Annotated in this window: 22 protein-coding genes; 6 read left to right on the top strand and 16 right to left on the bottom strand. The window is 64.6% G+C overall.

The features are described 5' to 3' along the window. Window positions 1-65: 65 nt before the first annotated feature. On the top strand, window positions 66-974 hold the full coding sequence (locus tag FB389_RS00535; protein ID WP_142110888.1) for a spermidine synthase: 909 nt from the start codon (window positions 66-68) through the stop codon (window positions 972-974). A 17-nt stretch (window positions 975-991) separates the two neighbouring features. Here FB389_RS00535 and FB389_RS00530 read toward each other — a convergent pair whose 3' ends face one another. Continuing rightward, on the bottom strand, window positions 992-1,903 hold the full coding sequence (locus tag FB389_RS00530; RefSeq protein ID WP_142110887.1) for a PAC2 family protein: 912 nt from the start codon (window positions 1,901-1,903) through the stop codon (window positions 992-994). A gap of 179 nt (window positions 1,904-2,082) precedes the next feature. Between FB389_RS00530 and FB389_RS00525 the strand changes: the two genes are divergently transcribed. Together FB389_RS00525 and serA are read left to right on the top strand one after the other, a co-directional pair. Continuing rightward, entirely contained in the window at window positions 2,083-4,290 is a 2,208-nt protein-coding gene (locus FB389_RS00525; RefSeq protein ID WP_142110886.1) for a HelD family protein, read from the top strand. 63 nt (window positions 4,291-4,353) lie between these two features. After that, window positions 4,354-5,565 (top strand): phosphoglycerate dehydrogenase, encoded by a 1,212-nt coding sequence (serA, locus tag FB389_RS00520; protein ID WP_142110885.1) that lies wholly within the window; start codon window positions 4,354-4,356, stop codon window positions 5,563-5,565. Window positions 5,566-5,728: 163 nt separating this feature from the next. On the opposite strand, the gene nrdR is transcribed toward serA, so the two are convergent. Both nrdR and FB389_RS00510 read right to left on the bottom strand, forming a co-directional pair. Beyond that, window positions 5,729-6,190 carry a transcriptional regulator NrdR gene (gene nrdR / locus FB389_RS00515; RefSeq protein WP_142110884.1) on the bottom strand — a complete coding sequence of 154 codons (462 nt, stop codon included), beginning with the start codon at window positions 6,188-6,190 and terminating at the stop codon, window positions 5,729-5,731. Between the two features lie 691 nt (window positions 6,191-6,881). Then, a complete protein-coding gene (locus FB389_RS00510; protein WP_142110883.1) occupies window positions 6,882-7,295 on the bottom strand; it encodes a LysM peptidoglycan-binding domain-containing protein in 414 nt (137 codons plus the stop codon). Window positions 7,296-7,643: 348 nt separating this feature from the next. Here FB389_RS00510 and lexA point away from each other — a divergent pair, with 348 nt between their 5' ends. Then, window positions 7,644-8,306 (top strand): transcriptional repressor LexA, encoded by a 663-nt coding sequence (gene lexA / locus FB389_RS00505; RefSeq protein WP_425467260.1) that lies wholly within the window; start codon window positions 7,644-7,646, stop codon window positions 8,304-8,306. 58 nt (window positions 8,307-8,364) lie between these two features. Here the strand turns inward: lexA and FB389_RS00500 are convergent, their stop codons facing one another. Genes FB389_RS00500 through hflX form a run of 3 tightly spaced genes read right to left on the bottom strand, consistent with a single transcriptional unit; the run spans window position 8,365 to window position 12,928 of the window. Continuing rightward, window positions 8,365-9,369, bottom strand: a complete 1,005-nt coding sequence (locus FB389_RS00500) for an L-lactate dehydrogenase (RefSeq protein ID WP_142110882.1) — start codon at window positions 9,367-9,369, stop codon at window positions 8,365-8,367. A 44-nt stretch (window positions 9,370-9,413) separates the two neighbouring features. Further along, window positions 9,414-11,459, bottom strand: a complete 2,046-nt coding sequence (locus FB389_RS00495) for an ATP-dependent DNA helicase (protein WP_246043448.1) — start codon at window positions 11,457-11,459, stop codon at window positions 9,414-9,416. Window positions 11,460-11,461: 2 nt separating this feature from the next. Beyond that, window positions 11,462-12,928 carry a GTPase HflX gene (gene hflX, locus FB389_RS00490; protein ID WP_246043629.1) on the bottom strand — a complete coding sequence of 489 codons (1,467 nt, stop codon included), beginning with the start codon at window positions 12,926-12,928 and terminating at the stop codon, window positions 11,462-11,464. A 202-nt stretch (window positions 12,929-13,130) separates the two neighbouring features. Between hflX and FB389_RS00485 the strand changes: the two genes are divergently transcribed. Continuing rightward, window positions 13,131-13,832 (top strand): class I SAM-dependent methyltransferase, encoded by a 702-nt coding sequence (locus FB389_RS00485; RefSeq protein ID WP_142110880.1) that lies wholly within the window; start codon window positions 13,131-13,133, stop codon window positions 13,830-13,832. Between the two features lie 69 nt (window positions 13,833-13,901). Here the strand turns inward: FB389_RS00485 and dapF are convergent, their stop codons facing one another. The 10 genes from dapF to pgsA all read right to left on the bottom strand — a co-directional run bounded on the left by dapF (window position 13,902) and on the right by pgsA (window position 22,771). After that, window positions 13,902-14,798, bottom strand: coding sequence for a diaminopimelate epimerase (dapF, locus tag FB389_RS00480; protein ID WP_142110879.1), 897 nt, complete (start codon window positions 14,796-14,798; stop codon window positions 13,902-13,904). Continuing rightward, entirely contained in the window at window positions 14,795-15,826 is a 1,032-nt protein-coding gene (miaA, locus tag FB389_RS00475; protein WP_142110878.1) for a tRNA (adenosine(37)-N6)-dimethylallyltransferase MiaA, read from the bottom strand. The genes dapF and miaA overlap by 4 nt, the downstream gene beginning before the upstream one ends. A 6-nt stretch (window positions 15,827-15,832) precedes the next feature. After that, window positions 15,833-17,434, bottom strand: a complete 1,602-nt coding sequence (gene miaB, locus FB389_RS00470) for a tRNA (N6-isopentenyl adenosine(37)-C2)-methylthiotransferase MiaB (RefSeq protein WP_142110877.1) — start codon at window positions 17,432-17,434, stop codon at window positions 15,833-15,835. A gap of 43 nt (window positions 17,435-17,477) precedes the next feature. Next, entirely contained in the window at window positions 17,478-19,031 is a 1,554-nt protein-coding gene (gene rny / locus FB389_RS00465; protein WP_142110876.1) for a ribonuclease Y, read from the bottom strand. 112 nt (window positions 19,032-19,143) lie between these two features. Further along, a complete protein-coding gene (locus FB389_RS00460; RefSeq protein WP_170207804.1) occupies window positions 19,144-19,650 on the bottom strand; it encodes a regulatory protein RecX in 507 nt (168 codons plus the stop codon). 22 nt (window positions 19,651-19,672) lie between these two features. Continuing rightward, window positions 19,673-20,689 (bottom strand): recombinase RecA, encoded by a 1,017-nt coding sequence (recA, locus tag FB389_RS00455; RefSeq protein ID WP_142110874.1) that lies wholly within the window; start codon window positions 20,687-20,689, stop codon window positions 19,673-19,675. A gap of 268 nt (window positions 20,690-20,957) precedes the next feature. Then, the gene (locus FB389_RS00450; protein ID WP_142110873.1) at window positions 20,958-21,179 is read right to left on the bottom strand and encodes a DUF3046 domain-containing protein; all 222 of its coding nucleotides are present in this window, start codon (window positions 21,177-21,179) and stop codon (window positions 20,958-20,960) included. A gap of 6 nt (window positions 21,180-21,185) precedes the next feature. After that, window positions 21,186-21,515, bottom strand: a complete 330-nt coding sequence (locus FB389_RS00445) for a helix-turn-helix domain-containing protein (protein ID WP_142110872.1) — start codon at window positions 21,513-21,515, stop codon at window positions 21,186-21,188. Between the two features lie 154 nt (window positions 21,516-21,669). Beyond that, window positions 21,670-22,188: a CinA family protein gene (locus FB389_RS00440; RefSeq protein ID WP_142110871.1), complete on the bottom strand. Its 519-nt coding sequence runs from the start codon at window positions 22,186-22,188 to the stop codon at window positions 21,670-21,672. Beyond that, on the bottom strand, window positions 22,181-22,771 hold the full coding sequence (pgsA, locus tag FB389_RS00435) for a CDP-diacylglycerol--glycerol-3-phosphate 3-phosphatidyltransferase (protein ID WP_142110870.1): 591 nt from the start codon (window positions 22,769-22,771) through the stop codon (window positions 22,181-22,183). The genes FB389_RS00440 and pgsA overlap by 8 nt, the downstream gene beginning before the upstream one ends. A gap of 124 nt (window positions 22,772-22,895) precedes the next feature. Between pgsA and FB389_RS00430 the strand changes: the two genes are divergently transcribed. Beyond that, window positions 22,896-24,203, top strand: a complete 1,308-nt coding sequence (locus tag FB389_RS00430; RefSeq protein ID WP_170207803.1) for a CapA family protein — start codon at window positions 22,896-22,898, stop codon at window positions 24,201-24,203. Window positions 24,204-24,238: the final 35 nt, after the last annotated feature.

Raw genomic sequence — 24,238 nt, 5'->3', positions numbered from 1 at the left:
ACCTCCTTACCCAAGTATCGAACACATGTTCTACATAGTCAAGCGGGACAGGCTACTGTAGTTTCATGTCCAAGAGTCGCCAACCGCGCAAGCAATCCAAGCAACCGCGCGGGACCTCCAATTCATCGTCACCCGACCCTCTGACATTGGCCGATACGACCGCGACCACCGCAGCGTCGCGGATCCGCTTGGAACTCGATCGGGACAACCCCGCCGCGCTCACCGTGTACGTCAACGACGTTCCAAGCTCCTACATCGATACGGCAAATCCCGCGAACCTCGGTTTCGAATACCTCGAAGTCTTCCGCGACATCATCGAAGACCGGGCGCCGCTCGCGGAACGTTTCACGCACCTGGGCGCGGCCGCGTGCGGCTTCGCTCGCGCGATTAGCGCCTCCAGGCCGACATCGACTCATATCGCGATCGACATCGACGGCGAACTCATGGCCCACGCCCGGACCTGGTTCGCGCTCCCCCGCGCGCCGCGCCTTCGGCTGCGCACCGCCGACGCCTTCGCGGGGCTGCGCGCACTGTCCGACAAAAGCGCCGACGTGATTATTCGTGACGTATTCGCGGGCGCGACTACACCCAGCGCGCTCACAACGGACGAGTTCTACCGCACCGCAATAGGCAAGTTACGGGCGGGCGGCCTCGTCCTGATGAACATTGGCGATAGGCCGCCCCTCACACAAACTAAGCGCGAAGCGGCAACCCTGCTGCGGGAGATCGGCCCGCACGCGTGGGTGGGCGTCGCCGCCGAAACCGGAGTGCTCAAGGGGCGCCGGTACGGAAACGTCGTGCTCGCCGGGCAACTCGACAGCGGAAACGACCCCGCGGCGCCGGCCCTTTCGCGCACGCTACGTTCCCATGCGCAATCCGTTTCCCTGCTCACCGGGTCCGTGCTGACGGACTTCATCGCGGGCGCGCAACCCATCGACGCGCCAGCAATTCACGCGGTCCCGGCCACCCCATGAACCGCCGACCTTCGCCGCTACTCGTCGCCCTGGTCGGCAAGGAACCTTTCCAATTCGGCGGCCAGATCCTCACCGGCCTGCCCGGGGCGCTCGGTCAACGCATGCGCCTGCGCGCGCCCCGATTGAATCGTGTCGTACTGCCCCTCCAGGGTGGTTACGACCTTCGCGATGTCCGGTGATTCTTGCAGCCTTTCGCGCAGTTCATCTAGCGCTTCCACGGCCGACTTTTGTAGTCCGGACGGATCCACGTGCACCCCGGCCGCCTGGTCGAGCTTGTCCAGTGCCGCGATCGCAGCCGGCTGATACGCGGACTGCGCCAGGTAGTGCGGGACGTGCACCGCGATTCCCATCGCATCGTGGCCGGACTCCCCCAGGCGCACCTGCAAGGTGTTGATAACCCCCGCGGGAAGCACCAGCGTGTCGAGCCACGATGGCTCATTTGGGATCAGATCGTCGCGTGTGGCCGATATCGTCGTAATCAGGGGTCGGGTGTGGGGCACCGCCGCAGGTACGCCGTGAATAGCTACCGTCAGCGCGACGCCAAAGCGCTCTATGATCGCGCAGACCGCAGTCACGAATCGCTCCCACCGATAGTCCGGTTCGAGACCGTGCAGAACCAGCAGCGGCGCCCCCAGGGCGTCCGCAGCGACGTCGACGGCGATTTCCGGGGCCTCGTAATCGGTGAATCGGGATTCCGCGAAAGTGATCCGCGGACGCCGGGACCGGTAGTCGATGAACTCGTCGGCGTTAAAAGTCACCAAACGCTCGGCACCTACGATCGCCGTATCGCTCACCAGTTCCCCGACGCGTCCGGCGTCCAGGTATCCTTCCAGCGCCACGAGGAGTGTGACCGGGCGCCCCGCGGCACGTTCGATGAGTTCCTGGGCGACAGCCTCGTCGACCGTGTAGTAAGGGGTTGCCTGAGTCATCGTGACCTCCGTTGTGTTGTACGCGCGGCGCCCACCCGGCCGCCAAGCTCTCGCCCTTTATAACGCCGATGGGCCAAAAATGCTTCCGGCGAGTTCACCGACCGCGCTTCACCGCATGTGCGCGATAATGGTATGCCGTTTTCCGCGCCATGACCGTCGATCGGCTGGAGACTCACACGATGACGAAGACACACGAGATCGCGACCGAACAAGCCGTCGTATCTAGGTTCTATGATCGGCTCGACGAACTGCGCGCGTTGTTTCGCGCCCGGCTCGCGGCCGTGCGAAAGTCCGGCCCCAGCGGTTCCCCGCAGAATCGCTCGGAGCGGGACGCCTTCGCGGCGCTGTACGAGGATCGTGCGAATCAATTGGATGCGATCGAGGACCGGCTCTGCTTCGGTCGACTCGATGCCGATGACGGCGCGACCACCTACATTGGCCGGATCGGCCTGACGGATGCGGAGCATCGACCGATCCTGACGGATTGGCGGGCGCCGGCGGCGGCTCCCTTCTACCGCGCCACGGCAGCGCACCGCCTGGGGATTTGGCGGCGACGCCACCTGACCGTCGAACGACGCAAGGTGGTGGCGCTCGAGGACGATTTGCTCGACGTGGATCGGCCCGCAGGCGTCGAGTTGGCGGGTGAGGGTGCGCTCATGGCCGCGCTGTCGCAGGGGCGCACCGGCAAGATGCACGACATCGTTGCGACCATCCAAAGCGAGCAGGACCGCATCATCCGCTCTGAGGTCCCCGGGGCGCTGGTAGTCCAGGGCGGGCCCGGGACGGGCAAGACCGCGGTGGCGCTGCACCGCGCGGCGTACCTGCTGTATTCCCACCGCGACCGGCTCTCCAAATCCGGCGTTCTCATCGTCGGTCCGTCGCGCACATTCCTGCGGTATATCGACCAGGTCCTGCCGTCACTAGGCGAGACAGGAGTAGTCTCGACGACGATCGCGGGATTGGTGCCGGGCATGGCCATCACCGCCGTGGACACGCCCCAGGCCGCACGCGTCAAGGGCAGCACTGCCTGGTTGCGCATCATCGAAAATGCGGTACGAGCCCGCGAACGAGTGCCCGCCGCCGATGAGGTGATCTCCATCGATGGCGTGCAGGTAGTCATCCGCCGCGATGACATCGCAGGCGCGATCGCGAAGGCACGCAGGCGCCACAAGCCCCATAACGAGGCCCGCCTGACGTTTGTCAAGGAGATGTTGAGGGTGCTGACGGACCAATACCTCGTTGCCGACGGGCAGAGCCCCGACTCGGAGTTTCGGGGGGTCGTCAGCGAGGACCTGCGGACAAATCGCAACGTGCGCCGGGCATTGAATATTGCTTGGTTCCCCATCACGGCCGAAGACCTCATCGCGGATCTCTTCGCGAAACCGCACCGCTTGGAGCAGGCCGCCCCGATGCTCTCCCCAGCGGAGCGAGACGCCGTCAGGCGCGAACGAGGTGCGGGCTGGTCCGTCGACGACGTTCCGCTGGTCGATCACGCGTGGCAATTGCTTGGGCCTATCGATGATGGTTCGCGCGATCGCGACGCGGAGCGCGAGCGAGAACAAGCGGTGGCATTCGCCAGGGACGTGCTCGATGGTTCTGGGGCCGGCGGAGGTATCGTCGACGCCGAAACCCTCGCCTCTCGGTTCAGCGCTGGACGGGTCGGGGGGTCGACCGCGGATCGCGCCACCCACGATCGCGACTGGGTGTACGGCCACATCGTCGTCGACGAGGCGCAGGAGCTCTCGGCGATGGCGTGGCGCTCGTTGATCCGCCGTTGTCCCACCCGGTCGTTCACCATCGTGGGCGATACCGCGCAAACCAGTTCGGCCGCCGGCACCCGAAATTGGGAGCACAGGCTCGCCCGGCCCTTCGGGCATAACGTGCACATCGAGACCCTGACTGTGAACTACCGCACTCCCGCTGCGATCAGCGACCTGGCCGTCCGCGTGGCGCGTGCGGCCGGTTTGCGGGTGAGCACGCTTACGCCCGCTCGCGACGTGCCCGATGCCATACGCATCGAACCCACCGGACCAGGGGCTTCGCTGACGGCGGCGCTTCGGTTGGGAGTTGCGGAGGCGGCCAAACTCGCCGACGGTACCGTCGTCGTCATCACCTCCCAGGCACCAAGCGCGCGCCAATGGCTAGCGCAGTATGCAAAGACGAACGCCGGCTTGCATGACTTGACGCGAATTTCGGTGGCGAGCGCCCAGGATGTCAAGGGGCTCGAATATGACGTCGTTGTCATCGATGAGCCTGCCGCGATCCTTTCGGGCCCGGGCGGCGCCGCTGACCTGTTCGTCGCGCTCACGCGAGCTACGCGAAGGCTGGTCGTCAGCCACAGCGCAGACTTGCCGGCCGGGTTTGCGCTGCCCCACCCCGGCCGATAGGCCGCCCTCCGTCCGCGCCGCGACCGTTTTGGATTCCGCAGCATTTAGGGGCACGATGGAACGGTGCTAAAAGCCCTGTTACTTGAAAACCTGCATCCGGACGCCGCTCGCCTTCTCGCTAGCCGCGGCATCGAAGTCGTAACCCGCACGGGCGCCCTAGACGAGGACGAGCTGATCGAGGCCCTCGCCGGCGTCCACATCATCGGGATCCGTTCCAAGACCCAGTTGACGGAGCGGGTCATTTCCTCCGCATCCTCACTGGCGGTGATCGGCGCATTTTGCATCGGAACCAACCAGATCGACCTACAGGCGGCTGCAAACCGCGGAATTGCGGTGTTCAACGCACCGTTCTCCAACACCCGGTCGGTGGTGGAAATTGCCATTTCCAACATGATCTCCTTGGTGCGCCGCCAGCCGACGTTCGACAAGGACATGCACGCTGGCATCTGGAACAAGTCGGCCATCGGCGCCCACGAGGTGCGCGGCAAGACGCTCGGAATTGTGGGCTACGGGAACATCGGCACGCAGCTTTCCGTCCTCGCCGAGAACCTTGGCATGTCGGTCGTTTTCTACGACATAGCCGAGAAACTCGCTCTCGGAAATGCGCGTAAGGCAGAAAGCCTCGACGACCTACTCAAGCAAGCGGACGTTGTCACCCTGCACGTTGACGGGCGCAAGTCCAACCGCGGAATCTTCGGCGAGGAACACTTCGCCGCGATGAAACCCGGTGCCGTGTTCATGAACCTTTCGCGCGGGTTCGTTGTCGACGTCGACGCCCTGGCTAGCGCCCTGCAAACCGGCCACCTGTCCGGAGCAGCAGTCGATGTGTTCCCTACGGAGCCCAAACGCAAGGGCGACCCCTTCACGTCCCCCCTCCAGGGGCTGCCAAACGTGATCTTGAGCCCGCACACGGCCGGTTCAACGGAGGAAGCCCAAGAGGCGATCGGACAGTTCGTCTCGCACAAGATCCTTGACTACCTCAGCACGGGTTCGACCACGCTCAGCGTCAATCTGCCCAACCTCGCCTTGGAGCAGAGCACCGGGGCGGCTCGGATCGCCTACCTTCACCGCAACACCCCTGGTGTGCTGGCCCGCGTCAACAACATCCTCGCCGAGCACGGAGAGAACATCGAGGGCCAGCTGTTGGCTACCCGCGGCGACCTCGGTTACGTGGTGACCGATATCGGGTCGTCGATCGAGCCGGAAACCGTGGCGGCGCTGGAAGCTATCGAGCAAACCGTTCGCCTGCGGGTGCTCAAGGGAACGACCCGCTAAGGCAAGACACCGGTGACTGGATCTAAGGTGGCCGTGCCGCGAATGCCCCTGGGGTATTCGCGGCACGGCCACTTTGGCGCCCACTCTGCGCTCATCATTATTGGCGGCGGTGTGGGCCTCGATCCCGCTGCAAGGCAATTGCACCCACGGAAGCCAAATGCACCTAGGGCGCGGTGTCACCGTGTTCGGTGCGCAAAACATTGATGGCCGATTCGAAATCGTCGAGCGATTCGAAACCCTGATAAACGCTGGCGAACCGCATGTAGGCAACCTCGTCCAGTTCCTTGAGCGGGCCCAGAATTGCCAGACCCACGTCGTGGGAATCAAGCTCCGCGCTTCCCGACGCTCGCAGGGTCTCTTCTACCCGCTGCGCCAGGAGCGCGAGATCGTCGTCACTGACCGGTCTGCCCTGACAAGCCTTGCGGACCCCGCCGACAATCTTTTCTCGGCGGAAGGGCTCGGTCACACCGGATCGCTTGACCACCACCAGGCTCGCCGTCTCGAGCGTTGAGAACCGTTGCCCGCACGCCGGACATTGACGCCTGCGACGAATTGATAAGCCATCATCCGAGGTCCGCGAATCGACGACTCGTGAGTCGGGATTCCTACAAAACGGGCAGTGCAACGGCTCTCCTCAATTCGCTAACGCAGGCATCGCGACTGGATGCCCTGAGGTGAATGCTACTCGGTCCCTGCCCGTTAGCGGGAAGTTGCGTCCTTGGCACCAAGGCCGCGAAGCAGGCCCAGCTCGCACGCTCGGACGCCAAGCATTAGCGCGGACCCCGCTCCCGGGGCACTAACAAAGGTGCCCGGACACCGCCCACGCACCGGGAAGCGCGAGTCTTGGTCTCGTCAAGGGCGCGAGCGAAGGTGCCCGGACACCGCTCGCGCACCGGGAAGCGACGGAACCGCCGGTGGGGAGTGTCCATGTGGACACTCCCCACCGGGACGCCCCGTCCCCGCTGCGCGATCTCGATACCACAGCGACCCCGCAACGCGCGGCGCAGCCTCCAAGCCGCGAACCGCCTGACATCAGCACCTTCGAACCCCCAGTCGTCCAGCACCACAACCAATTTAGGTTAGCCTAACCTTTTGCGCAAGCGTCCGTCCAGATACTGGACGAGGACCAACCCGGCTAGCGCCAACATTTCCCGCGGCCGCGAACGGCACCGAATTGACACACCGCGAAGAAGGTCCACCGACGGCTTCATGTGCGGTCACCACCGAAAAGCGGGCGGCTAATCCCTCCCAGTGCCTCACCCGGGCCACGGGGCGGCCACCAGGATTCGGCACGACGACGCAATGGGCAACCTAGCTCACACCGCGCGCGGCAAGAGGATGAGCATCCCCGGCTCGATGTGAGATCCATCGAGATCGTTCAGGTCGCCGATAGTAACCAATACGTCGCGCACGTCTTCACCGGGCTCGGCTACGCCTGCCGCAATTTGCCACAGAGTCTCCCCGGACATCACGGTGTGCACGCGCACAGGAACTGGAGATTGCGCATCTCCGGCAAAGGCGCCCGACCAGCCGATGAGGAAGCTGAGCACGGTGATCAGCGCTACCACTACACCCAACGCACGGCGACGCAAGCGGACGGATCCACCACCGGCCCCGCCGACGCCCGCGGCCACCCACTTGCCAAAACCATCGGTCCCGCCCACACCCGCGGCCGCCCGTCCGCCAAACCCGCCGGCGATTCCGCCAAATCCATCGCCCGTGACAGCCATGAAAGCCTCCCAATTCCCATTAGAACATCTGTATGCCTACAACCGTACGCTTGGTGCGCGCGCATTGCAACCCTTGTGCGATGTTTCATACAACCGTGGCATCGACAATCTGAGTGTCGTAGACTTGTACGATCAATCGCACAAGTAGTGCAACACGACCGTGTGACATTGGAACGAGGGAGGGATTCGATCGTGGCCCTTAACGAGTCGAAGGGATCCGGCAAAGGCGTCAATCCGAGGCACAGACCACCAGACGTGTCCTGGTCCCGCACCGCCAAGAAGCGCGGGCAAGGAAGCGTTCTCAGTGCGGGTCAAACCCATAGCGATGTATCCGAACGCCAGCGCGAGATACTGCAGGTCATTCGCGAGTCCCTCGACGCTCGCGGTTACGCGCCTTCGATGCGCGAGATCGGGCTTGCAGTCGGCATGGTCTCGCCCTCGAGCGTGAAGTACCAATTGCTAGCGCTGGAAGACAAGGGGTATCTGCGACGCGACAAGCATCGTCCCCGCGCGATGGAGCTGACGGCCGCGGCGCTCTCGGTGACGACGGGCAAGGATGCACCGCGACCTGCCGCCGCGGCACCGCAGGAGGCACCTTCGAATACCGCTGGTGTCGATACCGCATCGATCGCGAGCCAGGTTACGCCGGTTCCGCTGGTGGGACGCATCGCGGCGGGCTCGCCAATTCTTGCCGATCAGCAGGTCGAGGACGTGTTCCCCTTGCCCAAGCAGCTGGTGGGCGATGGCGAAGTCTTTATGCTCAAAGTGGCCGGGGATTCTATGGTCGACGCTGCCATCTGCGACGGGGACTGGGTCGTCGTGCGGAGCCAGCCTGTTGCTGAAAGCGGGCAAATCGTGGCTGCCCTGCTCGATGACGAAGCGACCGTCAAGACGCTGCGTCGCGCCGACGGCCACGTGTGGCTCATCCCGCACAACGAGCAGTACCTACCCATCAACGGCGATCAGGCGACGATCATCGGTATCGTCGTCGCAGTCCTTCGAAGCATCTGAATTCGCGGCGGGGGCCCGGAAACAACGCCGTTTCCCGGCCCCCTCGACTCCGATTTGACTAGAATCCGAGAGTTCGCACCACCGACCGCAGCCGGTCGGCCGAATTCTGCAGGCCCCGCAGTTCTGCCGCCGAGAGAGGCAATTCGATGTGGCGCGAAACGCCCGCTTTTCCGACCACGGCCGGAACTGACAGGCACACGTCATCGATTCCGTAATAGCCGTGGAGTAACGACGACACGGGCAACACCGCATGCTGGTCCTGCAGCAAGGCTTCCACAATGCGTGAACCCGCCGCCGCGACGGCATAGTTGGTGGCGCCCTTACCGGCAATGATCCGGTATGCGGAGTTCACGACCTCGTAAGCAATCGCCGCGCGCGCCTCATCGGAGAGCGGACCGTTCGCGTCCAGCCCGTCCCATTCAAGCAGCGGGGCTCCCCCGATCGTGGCGGATGACCACAGCGGAATCTCTGAGTCACCGTGTTCGCCAACCATGTACGCGTGCACGTTCTGGACCGCGATCCCGGTGTGCTGGCTGACAAGATAGCGAAGCCTCGACGAGTCCAGGACGGTGCCCGAACCGAAAATCCGGGAGGCAGGAAGCCCGGAGATCTTTACCGCCGCATACGTAACGACGTCCACCGGATTTGTGACCATGACGTAGGTTGCATCGGGGCAAACGTCCAGCAACTGCGGCAGAATCTTCTTCGTGAGATTCGTCGTGGACTCGGCCAGTTCCAAGCGGCTCTGCCCTGGCTTCTGCTTGGCGCCGGCGGTCACGAGGACGACATCGGAGCCAGCAATCGCTTGCACATCGTCGGAGCCGACAATTTCTGCCTGCTTCATGAACTGAATTCCGTGTGCCAGGTCGAGGGCCTCTGCCTCAACCTTCGCCTTGTCGATGTCAAACAGCGTCACGTCGCGCGCAACCCCGCGCATCAGGAGGGCGTACGCCATGGTCGATCCGACCGCGCCGGCGCCAACAATGGAGACTTTGGTACGCCGCAACGCACTTAGCGGATCCGCGCCTGGTGCCGGGTTTTTGTCGATTTCGGGTTGGCTCATTTCGAAGTCCTTTGCGCGCGTCGATACCGTCGGATGGATGAATTTTAGTCCGTGCGAGCCGCTGCCTGTAGCCGGCCAAGCGCGCTCACCGCGACCCGGCGGTCATCGGTGCGCCAAAAGTCGGGAAGTGAACGCACTAGGAAGCTCCCGTAGGACTTGGAGGCAACCCGCGGATCCAAAATTGCGACCACGCCGCGGTCACTATCCGAGCGGATTAGCCGTCCCACCCCCTGCGCAAGCGCCAGGGCGGCAGATGCCAGCGAAACGACCTGGAACCCGTTGCCACCGGCCCGCGTTACCTGTTCAATGCGCGCGGAAGCGATCGGATCGTCCGGCCTGGCGAACGGGATCTTGTCGATGATGACGAGCCTGCAAGAATCACCCGGCACATCGATGCCCTGCCATAAGGAGCGCGTGCCGAACAAGCTGGTTTCCTCGTCGCCCGCAAACGTGCGGACCAGCTCCCCCAAGTGCCCCTCGTCTTGCGAAAGCACCGGCCAGGGAACGCGGGCGCGCACGGCCTGCGCGGCCTCCACCGCCGCCCGGCGCGACGTGAACAGTCCCAGCGTACGGCCGCCCGCCGCCAGCATCAGTTCCACGATCGCATCGATGTGGCCTGCGGGGACTGGCCCGGCGGCAGGTGGCGGCAGTTCCCGCGCGACATACAAGATTCCCTGCCGACTATAGGAAAATGGAGTTTCGACCCGTTCTCCCCGCCACCGCAGGGCGGCGGGTTCCAAAGGCCTGCCCTCATCATCGAGGCGCGAACTCGCGCGCGGCCACGGTGCCTTCTGCTGCGGGTCCCAAAGCCCAATGCCCCGTGCGAACGGCTCGAATTTTCCGCCCAGAAACAGCGTCGCCGAGGTGAGAATGGCGCTGCGAGGGCGCAAGACGCGGCCCGCTATCGCGCTCGACACGTCCAGGGGCGCAACGTTGAGCGCGGGCACCGAATCCGGGCCCGCTGGGGATACCCACAAGACATCGGCGCCGCTGGCCGCCGCCACCCGCTCCGCGACCTCGAAGACCTCGGTGAGCGACGCGCGCGCCAGGCGCGTGGAAGCATTTCCTTGGTCGTCGCCGCGAAGATCGCTCAGCACCTGGCGCGCGCCATCGCGCACCGCCTCGACGGCCGCGGCAAGGGAGGCGGGGAACTCGTCCCTTATCCTGCCCTCCGGCACCGCAACTATCGCCTGCGCGAATGCATCGACGGTCGAATCGAACGACCCGATCGAGGCCGCTCCCGCCTGCCGCGCGCGTTTGCTCGCTGTCATCAGCGAGCGCACGGAAATCTGTTGGCTGGCGGCCGAGGTGACGCGATCGACCAGCTCGTGGGCCTCGTCGATGACCACAACGCCGTGCGGCGGAATAAGTCCCTCGTTGCCGGTCGCCATGAGCCCGAGCATGGAGTGGTTTGTGACGATCAGATCCGCCTCGGCGGCCTGCTCGCGCGCGAGCCGGGCAAAGCACTCTTCGAAGAACCGACAGTGCGATCCCAAGCACTCGTTCTTGGTTACAGAGACCTGTCGCCACGCCCGGTCGGAGGCCGTAAATTCCAGGTCATCGCGGTCGCCCGTGTCCGTCTGCTGCGCCCAGGACCGCAGCTTCATCACCTGGGAACCGAGCTCGCTGGAGGGTGCGCCCGCATCGGTCTGCGTGGCCAGATCGAACAGCGTCGGTTCCTCGTCCGGGTAGCCGCCGTCGACCTTGTTGCGACACACGTAGTTTTGCCACCCCTTGAGTGCGGCAGCCGTGATTTCGCGCCCATTCGTCGCCCGCGCGGCGGCGCTGACCAGCGGAACGTCCTTCCTCATCAATTGACGTTGCAGGGCGATGGTTGCCGTCGAGATCACCACCCGGTTGTTGGCATCCGCGCGCCCCGCGGCCGGAACCAGATACCCGAGCGATTTTCCCGTACCGGTACCGGCCTGCACCAGCAGCGTGCCGCCGGCGTCCATAACCGCCCCAACTTCTCGAACCATCCGTTGTTGCCCGGGGCGAGGTGATCCGCCCAGCGCACCCACCACTGCCGCCAGGATCCGCTGATCGGGTTCGGGCACGGGTTCGGCGGCGGGCGGGGTAAGAGGGGGCACGCTCAGATCTTAGTTGCCGCGTCGGCGGCGCTGGCAAGCAGCAGTGCGGCAAGTTGATCGTCGACGCTGCCAACGAGTCGCGTACCGGCCTCCACATGCTCGATGGTTTCGATGGTTCCGGCGCGATAGGCATGAGAGACGAGGTCCCCGCGATCGTATGGAACGACGACGTCGATGCGCACGTGCGGCTGTGGCAGGGCCGCAGCGATTGCATCCATGAGCGTGCCGATTCCCTGGCCGGTGTGGGCCGACACCGCGATAGAGGCCGGTTCCTTGCCCGCAATCATGGCCAGCGCGTCCGCGTCGGCCGCATCCGCCTTGTTGATTACCAACAGTTCCGGGATGTCGGGCAACCCATCGATGTCGGCCAACACTGCGCGCACCGCCGCGATCTGACCGATCGGATCGGGATGGGCACCGTCCACGACGTGCACTATGACGTCCGCCTCCGCCGCCTCTTCCAGGGTGGAGCGGAACGCCTCGACCAATTGGGTTGGCAGGTTCCGCACGAATCCGACGGTGTCTGCAATGGTAAATTCCCGCCCCTCGCTGGTCCGGGCGCGACGCACGGTGGGGTCTAGGGTCGCAAAGAGGGCGTTTTCGACGAGTACACCGGCGCCTGTTATGGCGTTCAGGATGGAAGATTTACCCGCATTCGTGTATCCGACGATTGCGACCGAGGGGATGCGCGCGGTGCGGCGCGATCGCCGCTTCGCCTCGCGGGCTGGTGCCATCCTATCGATGCTGCGCCGCAGTTTGGCCATCTGGGTGCGGATGCGGCGACGATCCAACTCGATCTTGGTCTCACCAGGCCCGCGCGAGCCCATTCCCGCAGCGCCCGCGCCTACCTGTCCACCCGCTTGCCGCGACATCGATTCACCCCAGCCGCGCAAGCGCGGCAGCAGGTATTCGAGTTGCGCGAGTTCGACCTGCGCCTTTCCCTCGCGCGACTTTGCGTGCTGCGCAAATATGTCGAGTATCAGCGCGGTACGGTCGATCACCTTGACCTTGACTATGTCCTCAAGGCCGCGGCGCTGCGACGGCGCCAGCTCCGTGTCGACGATGACGGTATCGGCGCCCGCTTCCTCAACCAGGGCGGCCAACTCCGCGGCCTTACCCGATCCCAGGTAGGAGCCGGGATCAGGCGTATCGCGCCGCTGCAAGACGCCGTCAAGGACCGTTGACCCGGCGGTTTGCGCCAACGCGGCAAGTTCCCGCAGGGACACTTCCGCCTCCTGCGCTCGCCTGCCGGGATATATACCGACGAGAACGACTCGTTCCAGGCGCAACTTGCGGTATTCGACCTCGGTGACATCCCTCAGCTCGGTGGATAGCCCCTCGACGCGCCGCAGCGCCGACCGCTCCGCAAGCTCCCACTGCTCCCCGTCGTTGGCGGTGTGCTGGGTCGCGCCGTCATCGACTGCCGTCCCCGCCCGGGCAAGCACGCGCGCCACGACGTCGCGCGCCATGCGGTCCTTTTCCGCTTCGTGGCTTCCCGGTGTGCCGTGTGCGGAGCCGTCGCCGACCGCCGCGTTGTCGGTTTCGATGGGGTTGCCTTGTTCGCGCTGATTGACCATGGGATCCTTGCAATTGGTTGTCGATATCCCCCAATGATCCCACGCCTGCGCGAACGGGCACCAACTATTTTGCTGGCAGCGATACCATTACGCGGTGAGCACAGCACCCCGCGAGGCCCCGAAGTCCGACCACTATTTTGTTTCGAAGGACGAGATAGACCCCGCCGCATACGAATACCATCAGGTGCAGCTCGGGGGCGCGCCTCGCCGCATCGCAACCGCGCCGGGCGTGTTTTCGCGCGAGCACCTCGATGCCGGGACTTCGGTGCTGCTCCCCGTCATCGCGCAACACGCATCCGGCAGGACGGTTAGTGCCCTGGACCTCGGCTGCGGCTGGGGCCCGGTCGCGTTGACCATCGCTTTCGCGGCTGGCACGGATTCGACGGTGTGGGCCATCGACGTGAACGAGCGCGCCCTAGGCCTCACCCGCCACAACGCCGAGATCAATGCGGTCGGTGGAAGCGTTTTGGCGGCGCTCCCCCACGATGTTCCCGCGGAGGTCACCTTCGACCTGATAGCCAGCAACCCTCCCATTCGCATTGGCAAGGCGGCATTGCACGACCTCATCCGCGCATGGTTGTCACGGCTCGCAGTCGGTGGTGACGCCTTCTTCGTGGTCGCCAAGAAGCTCGGTGCCGAATCGCTACAGGCGTGGCTCACCGCTCTCACCAACGGCTCCGGTATCCCCGGGGACACTGCGCTCGCAGACGTCGCCGGGCGGCCCTTCATCGCCGAGGTGGACCGCGCAGCACACGGACGCGGTTTCCGCGTCCTGCACGTGCATCGCACCGCTTAGCTTCCCATGAGCACCGACCGGGCGGCACGAGACCAAGACCGGCCGGTGCCGCGGGCGGCAGCGGGGTGATTAGCCCAGCTGAGTCAGGTCAATATCCAGGTCGGCAACGATCCTCGCCGGACCGGACAGCACAACCGTGGCCGGGTTCGAGAGGTCAACCTCGACGCTGCCTCCCGGCACGTCGATGCGCCAGGTGCGCGGCGAGCTGGGCCCACCCCACTCGTGGAGGGCGACGGCCACCGCGCAGGCTCCCGTTCCACACGACTGGGTTTCGCCCACGCCGCGTTCGAACACGCGCATGCTCGCATGTCCGACGCCCGCACGCGGCGGGTCGAGTATTGCTGCAAATTCGACGTTGCTTCCGTCCTTCGGCACCGGCGTGACGGCCGGTTGCGAACCGAGATCCAGGCCAACAAGCTCGTGCGGGGTCGCGAGCGCGACCACCGTGTGCGGGTTCCCCATGTCCACGCTCAGCGCGGCGCGCGGCGCCATCCCAAGCCCGTCGGCAACGACCTCGCTATCCGCGCCCCGGCTCCGGGCCGCATCCCCATAGGTCAGCGAGGCCGGCCCCATGTCGACGCTGTACCAGCTGGACTGGGAGTCCTTGGTCACGGTCTTCACACCCGCCCGAGTCCCGACCGCAAGCGGTTCGCGCGCGACGTCGCCGAGACCCAGGTGCTCGTAGAACGCCGCCACCACGCGTACTCCATTGCCGCACATCTGCGCGATCGAGCCATCGGCGTTGCGGTAGTCCATGAACCAGGTGGCATCGCCCTGCAAGGTGGCCTCGTCGCCCAGAGCGTCGGTGCGGATCAGGCGTATAAGACCGTCTCCGCCGATTCCGGCCCGCCGGTCGGTGAGCTTTCGCACCAGGGACTCGTCGATTTCGATGTCGCCGTGGGGGTCAAAAACTAGTACAAAATCATTCTTCGTGCCGTGCCCCTTGGCTGCCTGAATGCGCGTCATGAACCAAGCGTACGACGTGTCGGTTCCATTGCCGAAGGCACGCTCCCCACGTTCCGGGTGAGGGTTTCTTGCGGCGCCGCGTCGCCCGCCGCGATGATGTCGAGCGCCGCAGTAATGACGCCCCGCCCGGTTGGGGACTCGGCGAGACCCATCCGATCGGCGCGGATCCAGTGAACGCGGGGATCGCGTCCGAACCATCCCATTTGCTTTCGCGCCAGACGCCTCGTTGCGGCGGTGATCGAGGCCGCGGTTTCATCGCGCGTGCGGGCGCCCCCGATTAGATCCTGCACCTCGCGGTACCCGACTGCCCGCCACGCGGTTCGTGAAGGAGTGACTGCTTCCACGATGGCGCGGACCTCGTCCTCGAATCCGAGTTCGAACATCGATTCGGTGCGGCGCGCTATGCGCGCATCAAGGTCGGCGCGGTCCATATCCACGCCAATCTGGATCGCGGGCACGACGTACTCTTGGCGCGGCAAATTGGCGCTGAAAGGCCTGCCCGTCAGCTCAATCACCTCGAGAGCCCGCACTATTCGGCGCACGTTGGCGGGCCCGATCGCGCTGGCGGCTGCCGGGTCCTTCGCGACCAGTTCCGCATACAACGCCGCGGTCCCGATACGCTCCGCGCGGGCCTCGATAGCGGATCTGATCTGCGCGTCTACGCCCGGGAAGTCAATGTGATCCAACACCGCGCGAACGTAAAGTCCCGATCCGCCGACAAGGATCGCCCGTTTGCCGCGCCCCGCGATGTCGGCCAGCGCGTTCCTGGCGTTTCGTTGGTAGGCGGCAACCGACGCATCCTGTGTCACATCGAGCACATCGATGAGGTGATGGACGTAACCGCGCCGCTGCGCAAGTGGCAGCTTCGCGGTTCCGATATCCATGCCGCGATACAGCTGCGATGCATCGGCGCCCACGATTTCGACGCGATCGGGCCCACCCAGCTGCTCAGCAATGTCGAGAGCCAGGTCGGACTTGCCAGCAGCGGTCGGACCGACGATACCGATCACGGGCAGTGGGAAGGACATAGACGCCTACGCGGTCGCTGCGCCCGAGCGCACCATCGGCATGCCCAGCGTCACGGCGGTCGGCGTCGCCTGCGCGCCGCCATGGTCGTGGTCGGATCCCAACCGTGCGCGCTCGCGCTGCGCCCAGGCGTCTCCCGAGGCAGTCCTGCGCACTTCGAAAATCCCACCCTCGAGGGCCGAATCGGCGACCAGGAAGTGCGGCGCCCCGCGAGTCACGCGCGCCCTGACCAGGTCGCCCGGCCGTGGGAGGCGCGAATCGATGTCGTGCGCCAAGCGCGGGTCGTCTAGCCCGTCGCGCCCCAGGGCGTGGCCTATTTCCTTCGGCAGCGAAACGTGGACCAGCCGATTGTCTCGCGAACGCCCCGATATGCGTCCGCGAGTGCCGTCCTTCTTGCCCTGGTGCTCGGCGACGAGCACTTCGACGACGGTGCCTTCAAGCGACTGCGACTCCGCGGCGCTGATTTCCTCTTGGAGCGCCAACAGCCGGTTGTAGCGTTCCTGGACGATCTCCTTCGGGATTTGGTCGGCCAGGTCGGCAGCGGGAGTTCCGGGGCGCGGGGAGTATTGGAACGTAAATGCCGACGAGAACCGCGCCTCCCGGACCACGTCCAACGTCTGCTGAAAGTCCTCTTCAGTTTCGCCCGGGAAACCGACGATGATGTCGGTAGTGATCGCCGCGTCGGGAATCTGCTCGCGCACTTCGGAAAGAATCCGCAGGAACTTCGCGGACCGGTACGAGCGGCGCATAGCGCGCAAGACCCGATCGGATCCCGATTGCAGCGGCATGTGCAGGCTAGGCATGACGTTGGGGGTCTGCGCCATCGCTTCGATCACGTCGGTGGTGAACGCGGCGGGGTGCGGCGAGGTGAACCTGACCCGTTCCAACCCGGCGATCTCGCCGCAGGCGCGAAGCAGCTTTGCGAATGCGCCGCGGTCCCCAAATTCGACGCCGTAGGAATTGACGTTCTGACCCAACAGCGTCACTTCGATCGCACCGTTTTCGACCAAGGACTGGACCTCGGCCAAAACCTGCCCGGGACGCCTGTCGCGCTCCTTGCCGCGCAGATGCGGGACGATGCAGAAGGTGCAGGTGTTGTTGCAGCCAACAGATATGGAGACCCACCCGGCGTAGACCGACTCACGTTTGGTAGGCAGCGTCGAGGGGAAGACCTGCAACGACTCTGCGATCTCCACCTCCGCTCGCCGATTGTGTCGCGCTCGTTCGAGCATAGGAACCAGCGCATCGAGGTTGTGCGTGCCGATCACAACGTCAACCCACGGGGCGCGCTTGGCAATCGTCCCGCGGTCCTTTTGCGCCAAGCATCCGCCAACGGCTATCTGCATCCCGGGGCGAGCCGCCTTTGTCGAGGCCAGGTGCCCGAGCATGCCGTAAAGTTTGCCGGACGCATTTTCACGGACGGCACACGTGTTGATCACGACGACGTCTGCGTCCGAGGCCGCTGCGTGCTCCGGGTCGGCGGCGGCGTAACCGGCCTGTTCAAGCATTCCTGCTAGGTGCTCGGAATCGTGGACGTTCATCTGGCAGCCGAGCGTCTTGACGACGTAGGTTGGCTTGCTCGATGCGTTTTCTAGGGTGGAGGTAGACATCGCCGATCATTCTAATCGCTGCGGGTTGCGAACCGGAGCGACTCTAGGCAACGCTCTCGTTGACGGAGACTCGCGTGCCGGCCTGCCCGCCGCGGTCCGCGGCGTTCTCCGGTTCACTATGGGACAGCCCGTCGGTTGTGGCCGTTGCCCGCACCTCGCGAACGACGGTGACCCGCACCACAGCACTGCGCTCCGCTTTGGATTCGATGCGCCGCGCCACTTCCCTGGCTATCCATCCCATGTCGCCGTCCGCCACCGCAGTCGGCTCAACCACCACGCGCAATTCCCGGCCGGCCGCCATCGCGTACGCGCTCTGCACACCGCCAACCGTCAGTGCCACGTTCTCCAAGTCCTGCATCCGCTGCACTAGGTGTTCCTGCTCGTCACGCCTGGCGCCAGGACGCGACGCGGAGACGGCGTCCGCGATCTGCACCAGCACCGATTCCACACTGTGGTGCGGCACCTCGTCGTGGTGTGCCGCCACGGCTGCAACCACCGGGGCCGATTCTCCGTGCTGTTCGATAAACCAGGCGCCCTGGAGGGCATGCGTGCCGCCGCCCTCTCCCGTGAAGGCCTTGCCTATATCATGAAAGAATGCTGCCCGCCGGGCAATGTCGACGTCGGCGTTCACCTGTTCGGCGACGTGGGCGGCGATATGCGCCGCCTCAACGCAGTGCCGCAGGACATTTTGCCCGAACGAGGTCCGAAACCGCAGCCTACCCATCACTTCGATTATCGCCGGATCGACATCGCGCACCCCAGCGTCGCGGGCCGCGGCCTGCCCGGCTTCCATACCGCGTTCGGCCGTGGACGCCCGCGCGCTCACGAGTGCATCCTCGATCCTTTGCGGGTTGATCCTGCCGTCATCGACCAAGGATTGCAGCGCCACCGCAGCGATTTCACGTCGTTCCGGGTCGAATGTTGACACCATGACGTGCGTACTGGTGTCCTCGATCAGCACGTCGACGCCCGCGCTGGCCTCGAAAGTGCGGATGTTGCGCCCCTCTTTTCCGATGATACGACCACGCATCTCGGAGTTTGGCAGCGCGATCACGACGGTCGCGCTGCTGGAACTCTCCGGGACGGCCACCCTGCTCATGGCCTCGACCACGATCTGCCGGGAACGCTCGTCCGCGGTGCGGCGGGCCTCATCCTCAACGGACCGAATCACGGCCGCCGCAGCGGCCCGTGCTTCTTCGATCTGCTGCTCGGCTAGCTGGCGCCGTGCCTCGTCGGAAGTCATGCCCGCCAGCGATTCAAGCTCCCTGGCCATCCGCCCAACGTGTTCGGCCCGCAACTCGCTGAGCCTCGCGCGTTCCGCCACAAGTTCCTCTTCGCGCCGCGCGATCCGCCCGCGCTGCTTGCGCAAAGCCCTGCGCTCATCCGACAACTCGTGTTCGAGCGATCGCACTTCCTGACGCCGCTGGGCCAGTTCCGCCTCGCGTTCGCGCAGACGCTGACGCTGTTCGGCGGTCTCGTCGGCCGCTCGCCGCCTAACCGCCGCCGCCTCGCGGCGAGCCACTAATACAAGCACTAGAGCGATGAGACAGGCGCTCAGGAGCGCAAGCACGTAGCCCCACTCCAGTACGCCAAACATCGCTCGCCTCCAAGACCGTCCTCTACGGAAGCCTACGCCACCAGGCCTAACAATTCCTGGGAATAGGATGCGAGTTATATGTGCCGCGCGTCACCGAGCTAGGCCCCGCCGGCTAGTAACGATCGAAGCCCGCGCGCCTAACGGCATCTTGGCATACACCAGACCCAAATCCCCTGCGCATAAGGCGCGCGTGTATCGCGCGGGCCGCCTCGGTCGCTTCGCGGCCCGCCAGTTTGCGTACCATCGCCAGCGCCGCCTTGGCCGCGACGTCTGCCTCCAGATCCGCCGGGTATTCCGCATCCAAAACCGCTGCCCGAACGTCAGCCGGGACTCGCTTTTGCGCAAGCTCCTGGGATACCGCCCGCCGCGACCAGCCGGACGCATCGCGCCGCGAACGCACCCTGGCAGCGGCATACGCCCAATCGTCGATGAGCGCGACCTCGACCAAACGCTGCGTCACGCACCTGGCCACGTCATCGCTGTACCCACTTTCGACGAGGCGATGCAGTATCGTCCCCGTCGACTGCGGGGCGGCGGTGAGAATCCTCAAAGCGCGCTCGCGCGCGCCATCGTAGTCGCTTGCGTCCACCGGTTCCTTGCTCTTTGTGCCCGCCGTCATCGCCCGCGCCCCCCGCATCTTTCTAATCTTCTGATTCGGGGACGTCACCTATGCCAAGCTTGGTGCGAATTTTGTCTTCGATCTCGGCGGCCAAGTCTGGGTTGTCTCGCAGGAATGCACGGACGTTCTCCTTACCCTGTCCGAGTTGGTCGCCGTCGTAGGTGAACCACGATCCGGACTTGCGGACGATCCCGTGTTCGACCCCCAGGTCAATTAGGCTGCCTTCGCGGGAGATTCCGATCCCGTAGAGGATGTCGAATTCGGCCTGCTTGAACGGCGGAGCCATCTTGTTCTTGACGACCTTGACTCGCGTCCGGTTGCCTACGGGATTGGTGCCTTCCTTCAGCGTTTCGATTCGGCGGATGTCCAACCGCACGGACGCATAGAACTTCAGTGCCTTGCCGCCAGTAGTCGTTTCGGGCGAGCCAAAAAACACGCCGATCTTCTCGCGCAACTGGTTAATGAAGATGGCGGTCGTACCGGATCCCGATAGGGCTCCGGTGATCTTGCGCAATGCCTGGGACATAAGACGCGCCTGGAGGCCCACGTGGCTATCGCCCATTTCGCCTTCGATTTCCGCCTTCGGAACCAACGCTGCCACAGAGTCGATCACGATAATGTCGATCGCCCCGGAGCGGATCAACATGTCCGCGATTTCGAGCGCTTGTTCGCCAGTATCCGGCTGCGACACCAAGAGAGCGTCGGTATCGACCCCGAGTTTCTTGGCATATTCGGGGTCGAGCGCGTGTTCCGCATCGATGAATGCCGCGATTCCGCCGGCCCGTTGCGCGTTCGCGACGGCATGCAACGCAACCGTCGTCTTTCCGGAAGATTCCGGGCCATAGACCTCAATGACACGCCCGCGTGGCAGACCACCGATCCCGAGAGCCACATCGAGCGCTATCGAACCCGTGGGAATAACTGCAACCTTGGCGCGATCCTCCGCGCCAAGCCGCATAACCGAGCCCTTACCGAAGCTGCGGTCGATTTGCGCAAGCGCCGCCTCAAGCGCCTTTTCACGATCTACGGGAGCCGCCATGTTACTTGCCTTTCTATTGGTCTACGCCAAAGTCATTGTCCGTACCGGGGACTTCCCCAAAGGTACGTGCCACCTCTGACATCACCAGATTCACTTGCGCGCCGAAGCGCGAACGAGCAATTGTGGATAACTTTCCTGCTGACAACCATAGCCTAATATCGCACACATGTTCGAACCGCTACCCCGCGTGTCGCGCGCAGTGGCGCGCCTGCGCGCGCACAAATGCCTGGTGGAGGACAACCCCACCAGGCATTTCTAGGTAGAACAGTCACTTCGCGCGCGGCTCCGGCAGGCCCCAGCGGAACTCGTCGCTAATCTCAAACTCCGCCCACAACGCGCCCCACACGTGGTCCGGTCGTACGCCATCCGCTAACAGCTGTGCAGGGGTCGCACTCCCCAGCGTTGCGATCACGTGACTCTCGATGATCGTGCGCCCGTGGCCAACACCGAACACGTGGTCGACGCACCGATGGAACTCGCGAAGATCCACGCCGGCTCAGTAGCGCGATCCGGCGGCGCTCAATTCCCGAGCCGGGTCCCGCAGATCGTCCATGGTCAGACCGGCTGCGGCGAGATCGGAGTTAGCAAGTGCCTCCGCAATCTCGAGGCGGTCGGCGACGCGGTGCAACACCGACGACATCGGGATGTCAAGAGCCTCGCAAATCGAACCGAGCAGCTCCGACGATGCTTCCTTTTGCCCTCGCTCAACCTCGCTCAAGTATCCAAGGGACACCCGCGCCTGGGAGGAAACTTCACGGAGAGTGCGTCCCTGACGCCGCCGCAAATCGCGCAATACATCCCCAATTTCCCTGCGTAAAACGATCATTTCGTTCCTCCCATTCCCGAAAGACTCACTCGCTCACTTTCGCAACAACTCCGGCCCGCACGGCCCGCCCATCGCCCGGTGTCCCCACCCGCGCTGAGCTCCAGCCTACCGGCCACTTATTTCTCTGGTGTTTACAACCCGTTCGGTTCCGGTATTATTCCGGTCCCGGCGGGCTGGCGGTTTCCAGGGTAGCCAGCACCTCTGACAATAGACTGGCAACAGTGGCGCTCCGGACCTCGTCTCGAGTGCCGGATAGGCGAAGGCGGCGCGTGACATCGACGACACCCACGCCGCGCGAAAATGCGGCAACGGCAATGTAGACCTCGCCCGGCGCATGTCCGTCTTGCGGTTCGGGTCCGGCCGCACCGGTTGTTGAGATCCCGATATCGGCGCCCATCAGTTTCGCAACGCCGACCGCCATCTGTCGCGCCACTTCAGCATCGACGGGACCCCTGTTGGCCAGCAGCTCGGCATCGACGCCCAGGACTGAGTGTTTGAGGTCGGTCGCATAGGCAACCACCCCGCCGCGGAATACATGGGATGCGCCGGGGACAGCCACCAACGCCGCGGCGACCAAACCGCCGGTGAGCGATTCTGCCGCCGCCACGGTCAGCGACATTGCGCGAGCACGGTCAATGATCCCGCGGGCTACTGCACTGGATCGGTCAGCCATTGCGGCGCTTGCGACGAACAATCCACCAGGCGGAAACAAGGTACTGCAATCCGGTTCCAATCGTTACGGCCACCGCCGCGCCGAGCAGCACATGGGCCGTTGCGGCCACCCAAGTCGGCAGCGTCCACAGCGGCAAGAGGCACAACGTGATCGCCACCACCTGCAGCGCGGTCTTGATTTTGCCACCCCATGATGCGGCCATCACCTCCACGCGGAGAAGGGCCACGCGCACCAGGGTGATACCCAGTTCGCGGGCGAGCACGACGATCGTGACCCACCACCACACGTCGCCGATGATCGACAGCGAACACAAGGCGACGCCGATGAGCAGCTTATCGGCGATGGGATCGAGGATCTTCCCCAGATCCGTCACCATGTTTCGGCTCCGGGCGAGGTGCCCATCGAGCCTGTCCGTCAGCGCCGTGGCAAGAAACAGCACCGCGGCGCTCCACCGCACTAACGAATCGTGCGGACCCACAAAGGCAAAGAGCACCAGCCCGAGTACGGGCGCGAGAACGATCCTAACGAGCGTAACGAAGTTGGCGAGATTCCACTGACTGGCTTCCCGGTTCGTCGCGCTCACAACACCAGCCTAGGCGCTTGAGCCGCAAACCACGACATCGCCACCCGGGACCAAACCTCGGTATTGTGCAATGGTGCCTCACCACGCGAATCAACAGCCGCAGCGCCGCCGCGTTGCCTCCGCCTTGTCAACACTCACCCTTGCGCTGCTTGTTTTCGCGGTGGCATTTGCGGGGAGTTCGGTAGCCGCGGGCGGCTGGCCCCTGCGCAAGGCGTCCGGCCACGACGTCGCAGAATCGACGAGCGCCCCCGCGCCCAACACCCAGACCTCCCCCGCTTCATCGACGAGTGAGCCCGCGAATGAGCCCCAAACCCCGGCAACGGTGACTCCGGACCAAGTTGAGAGCGAACCGGCGCGCTTCACCATCCTCGCCGCCGGAGACGTACTGATTCACGGCCCGGTCATGTCCTCGGCCCGGTCGGGAAGCTCGTACAATTTTTCGCCCCTGCTTGCGGGCATCGACGAGTGGGTCCAGGGAGCGGATCTTGCCTTGTGCCACATGGAAACCCCCGTTGCTCCAGCGGGGACCCAGCCGTCCGGGTATCCGATGTTCGGTGCGCCGAAGCAGATCGTTAAGGCGCTGGCCAAGCAGGGGTGGGACGGCTGCTCGACGTCGTCGAATCACTCGGTCGACCGCGGGTTCGCGGGGATCCAGGCCACGATCGACGCCTTCAAGGCAAACGGCTTGGGCTACACCGGCACCGCCACGAGCAAGAAGGAACAGCAGACTCCCCAGCGCTACGTGCTGGAACGCGGCGGCCAGACCATCCACGTATCGCACATTGGCGCCACTTACGGCACGAACGGCCTGCCGGTGCCTGCCGGCAAGCCCTGGTCGGTGAACATCATCGACACCGACGCCATCATCGAACAGGCAAGACGCGAACGCGAGAACGGTGCCGATCTTGTCCTCGTCAGTTTGCACTTCGGGCAGGAATACCGGGTGGCCCCGACCGAGCAACAATTAACGGTCACCCAAGAATTGGCGAAGTCACAGCAGGTTGACCTGGTTATCGGGCATCACGCCCACATTCCCCAACCCATGACAAAACTCGCCGGCGGCCCGGGCGGCAACGGCATGTGGGTTGCCTACGGGCTCGGCAATATGCTCTCGAATCAGGATGCGTCGTGTTGCGTGGCCGGGACCGAATCGGGGCTCATGATGGTCGCCGATGTGACCAAGCCAGTCGATGGACCCGCCGAGGTGACGCAGATTCGTTGGCACGGTATCACCGTCGATAAGGGCGGTAAGCATCATGTCTACCCGTTCACCAAAAAGAACTCCGCGGTCGGTACGCTGAGCTCGGCGACGTTGAAACAACGCGAACAGCGGGTTGCAACCGAGGTCGGCGACGACGTGGCGGAAATCCAGAAGCCGCCGACGGCCACGGGTGAGCCGCCGGCGGTGGAAGAGCGCACGCAGGCCAAGTGAGCGGCGGGGTTCACCGCCGCGCCGGGTCACGCCCG

Origin of the sequence: Rarobacter incanus (assembly GCF_006715765.1) — a bacterium.
Lineage (GTDB): Bacteria > Actinomycetota > Actinomycetes > Actinomycetales > Cellulomonadaceae > Rarobacter > Rarobacter incanus.
Note: the sequence above shows the minus strand (reverse complement) of the source record. Positions and strands in the feature narration are given on the sequence as shown.

What these genes read in the sequence shown, in the direction of transcription:
- FB389_RS00535 (WP_142110888.1), top strand. Translation starts at nt 66, where the DNA reads ATGTCCAAGAGTCGCCAACCGCGCAAGCAATCCAAGCAACCGCGCGGG.
- FB389_RS00530 (WP_142110887.1), bottom strand. Translation starts at nt 1,903, where the DNA reads ATGACTCAGGCAACCCCTTACTACACGGTCGACGAGGCTGTCGCCCAG.
- FB389_RS00525 (WP_142110886.1), top strand. Translation starts at nt 2,083, where the DNA reads ATGACGAAGACACACGAGATCGCGACCGAACAAGCCGTCGTATCTAGG.
- FB389_RS00510 (WP_142110883.1), bottom strand. Translation starts at nt 7,295, where the DNA reads ATGGCTGTCACGGGCGATGGATTTGGCGGAATCGCCGGCGGGTTTGGC.
- FB389_RS00500 (WP_142110882.1), bottom strand. Translation starts at nt 9,369, where the DNA reads ATGAGCCAACCCGAAATCGACAAAAACCCGGCACCAGGCGCGGATCCG.
- hflX (WP_246043629.1), bottom strand. Translation starts at nt 12,928, where the DNA reads ATGGCGCGCGACGTCGTGGCGCGCGTGCTTGCCCGGGCGGGGACGGCA.
- dapF (WP_142110879.1), bottom strand. Translation starts at nt 14,798, where the DNA reads ATGACGCGCATTCAGGCAGCCAAGGGGCACGGCACGAAGAATGATTTT.
- miaA (WP_142110878.1), bottom strand. Translation starts at nt 15,826, where the DNA reads ATGTCCTTCCCACTGCCCGTGATCGGTATCGTCGGTCCGACCGCTGCT.
- miaB (WP_142110877.1), bottom strand. Translation starts at nt 17,434, where the DNA reads ATGTCTACCTCCACCCTAGAAAACGCATCGAGCAAGCCAACCTACGTC.
- rny (WP_142110876.1), bottom strand. Translation starts at nt 19,031, where the DNA reads ATGTTTGGCGTACTGGAGTGGGGCTACGTGCTTGCGCTCCTGAGCGCC.
- FB389_RS00460 (WP_170207804.1), bottom strand. Translation starts at nt 19,650, where the DNA reads ATGACGGCGGGCACAAAGAGCAAGGAACCGGTGGACGCAAGCGACTAC.
- recA (WP_142110874.1), bottom strand. Translation starts at nt 20,689, where the DNA reads ATGGCGGCTCCCGTAGATCGTGAAAAGGCGCTTGAGGCGGCGCTTGCG.
- FB389_RS00445 (WP_142110872.1), bottom strand. Translation starts at nt 21,515, where the DNA reads ATGATCGTTTTACGCAGGGAAATTGGGGATGTATTGCGCGATTTGCGG.
- FB389_RS00440 (WP_142110871.1), bottom strand. Translation starts at nt 22,188, where the DNA reads ATGGCTGACCGATCCAGTGCAGTAGCCCGCGGGATCATTGACCGTGCT.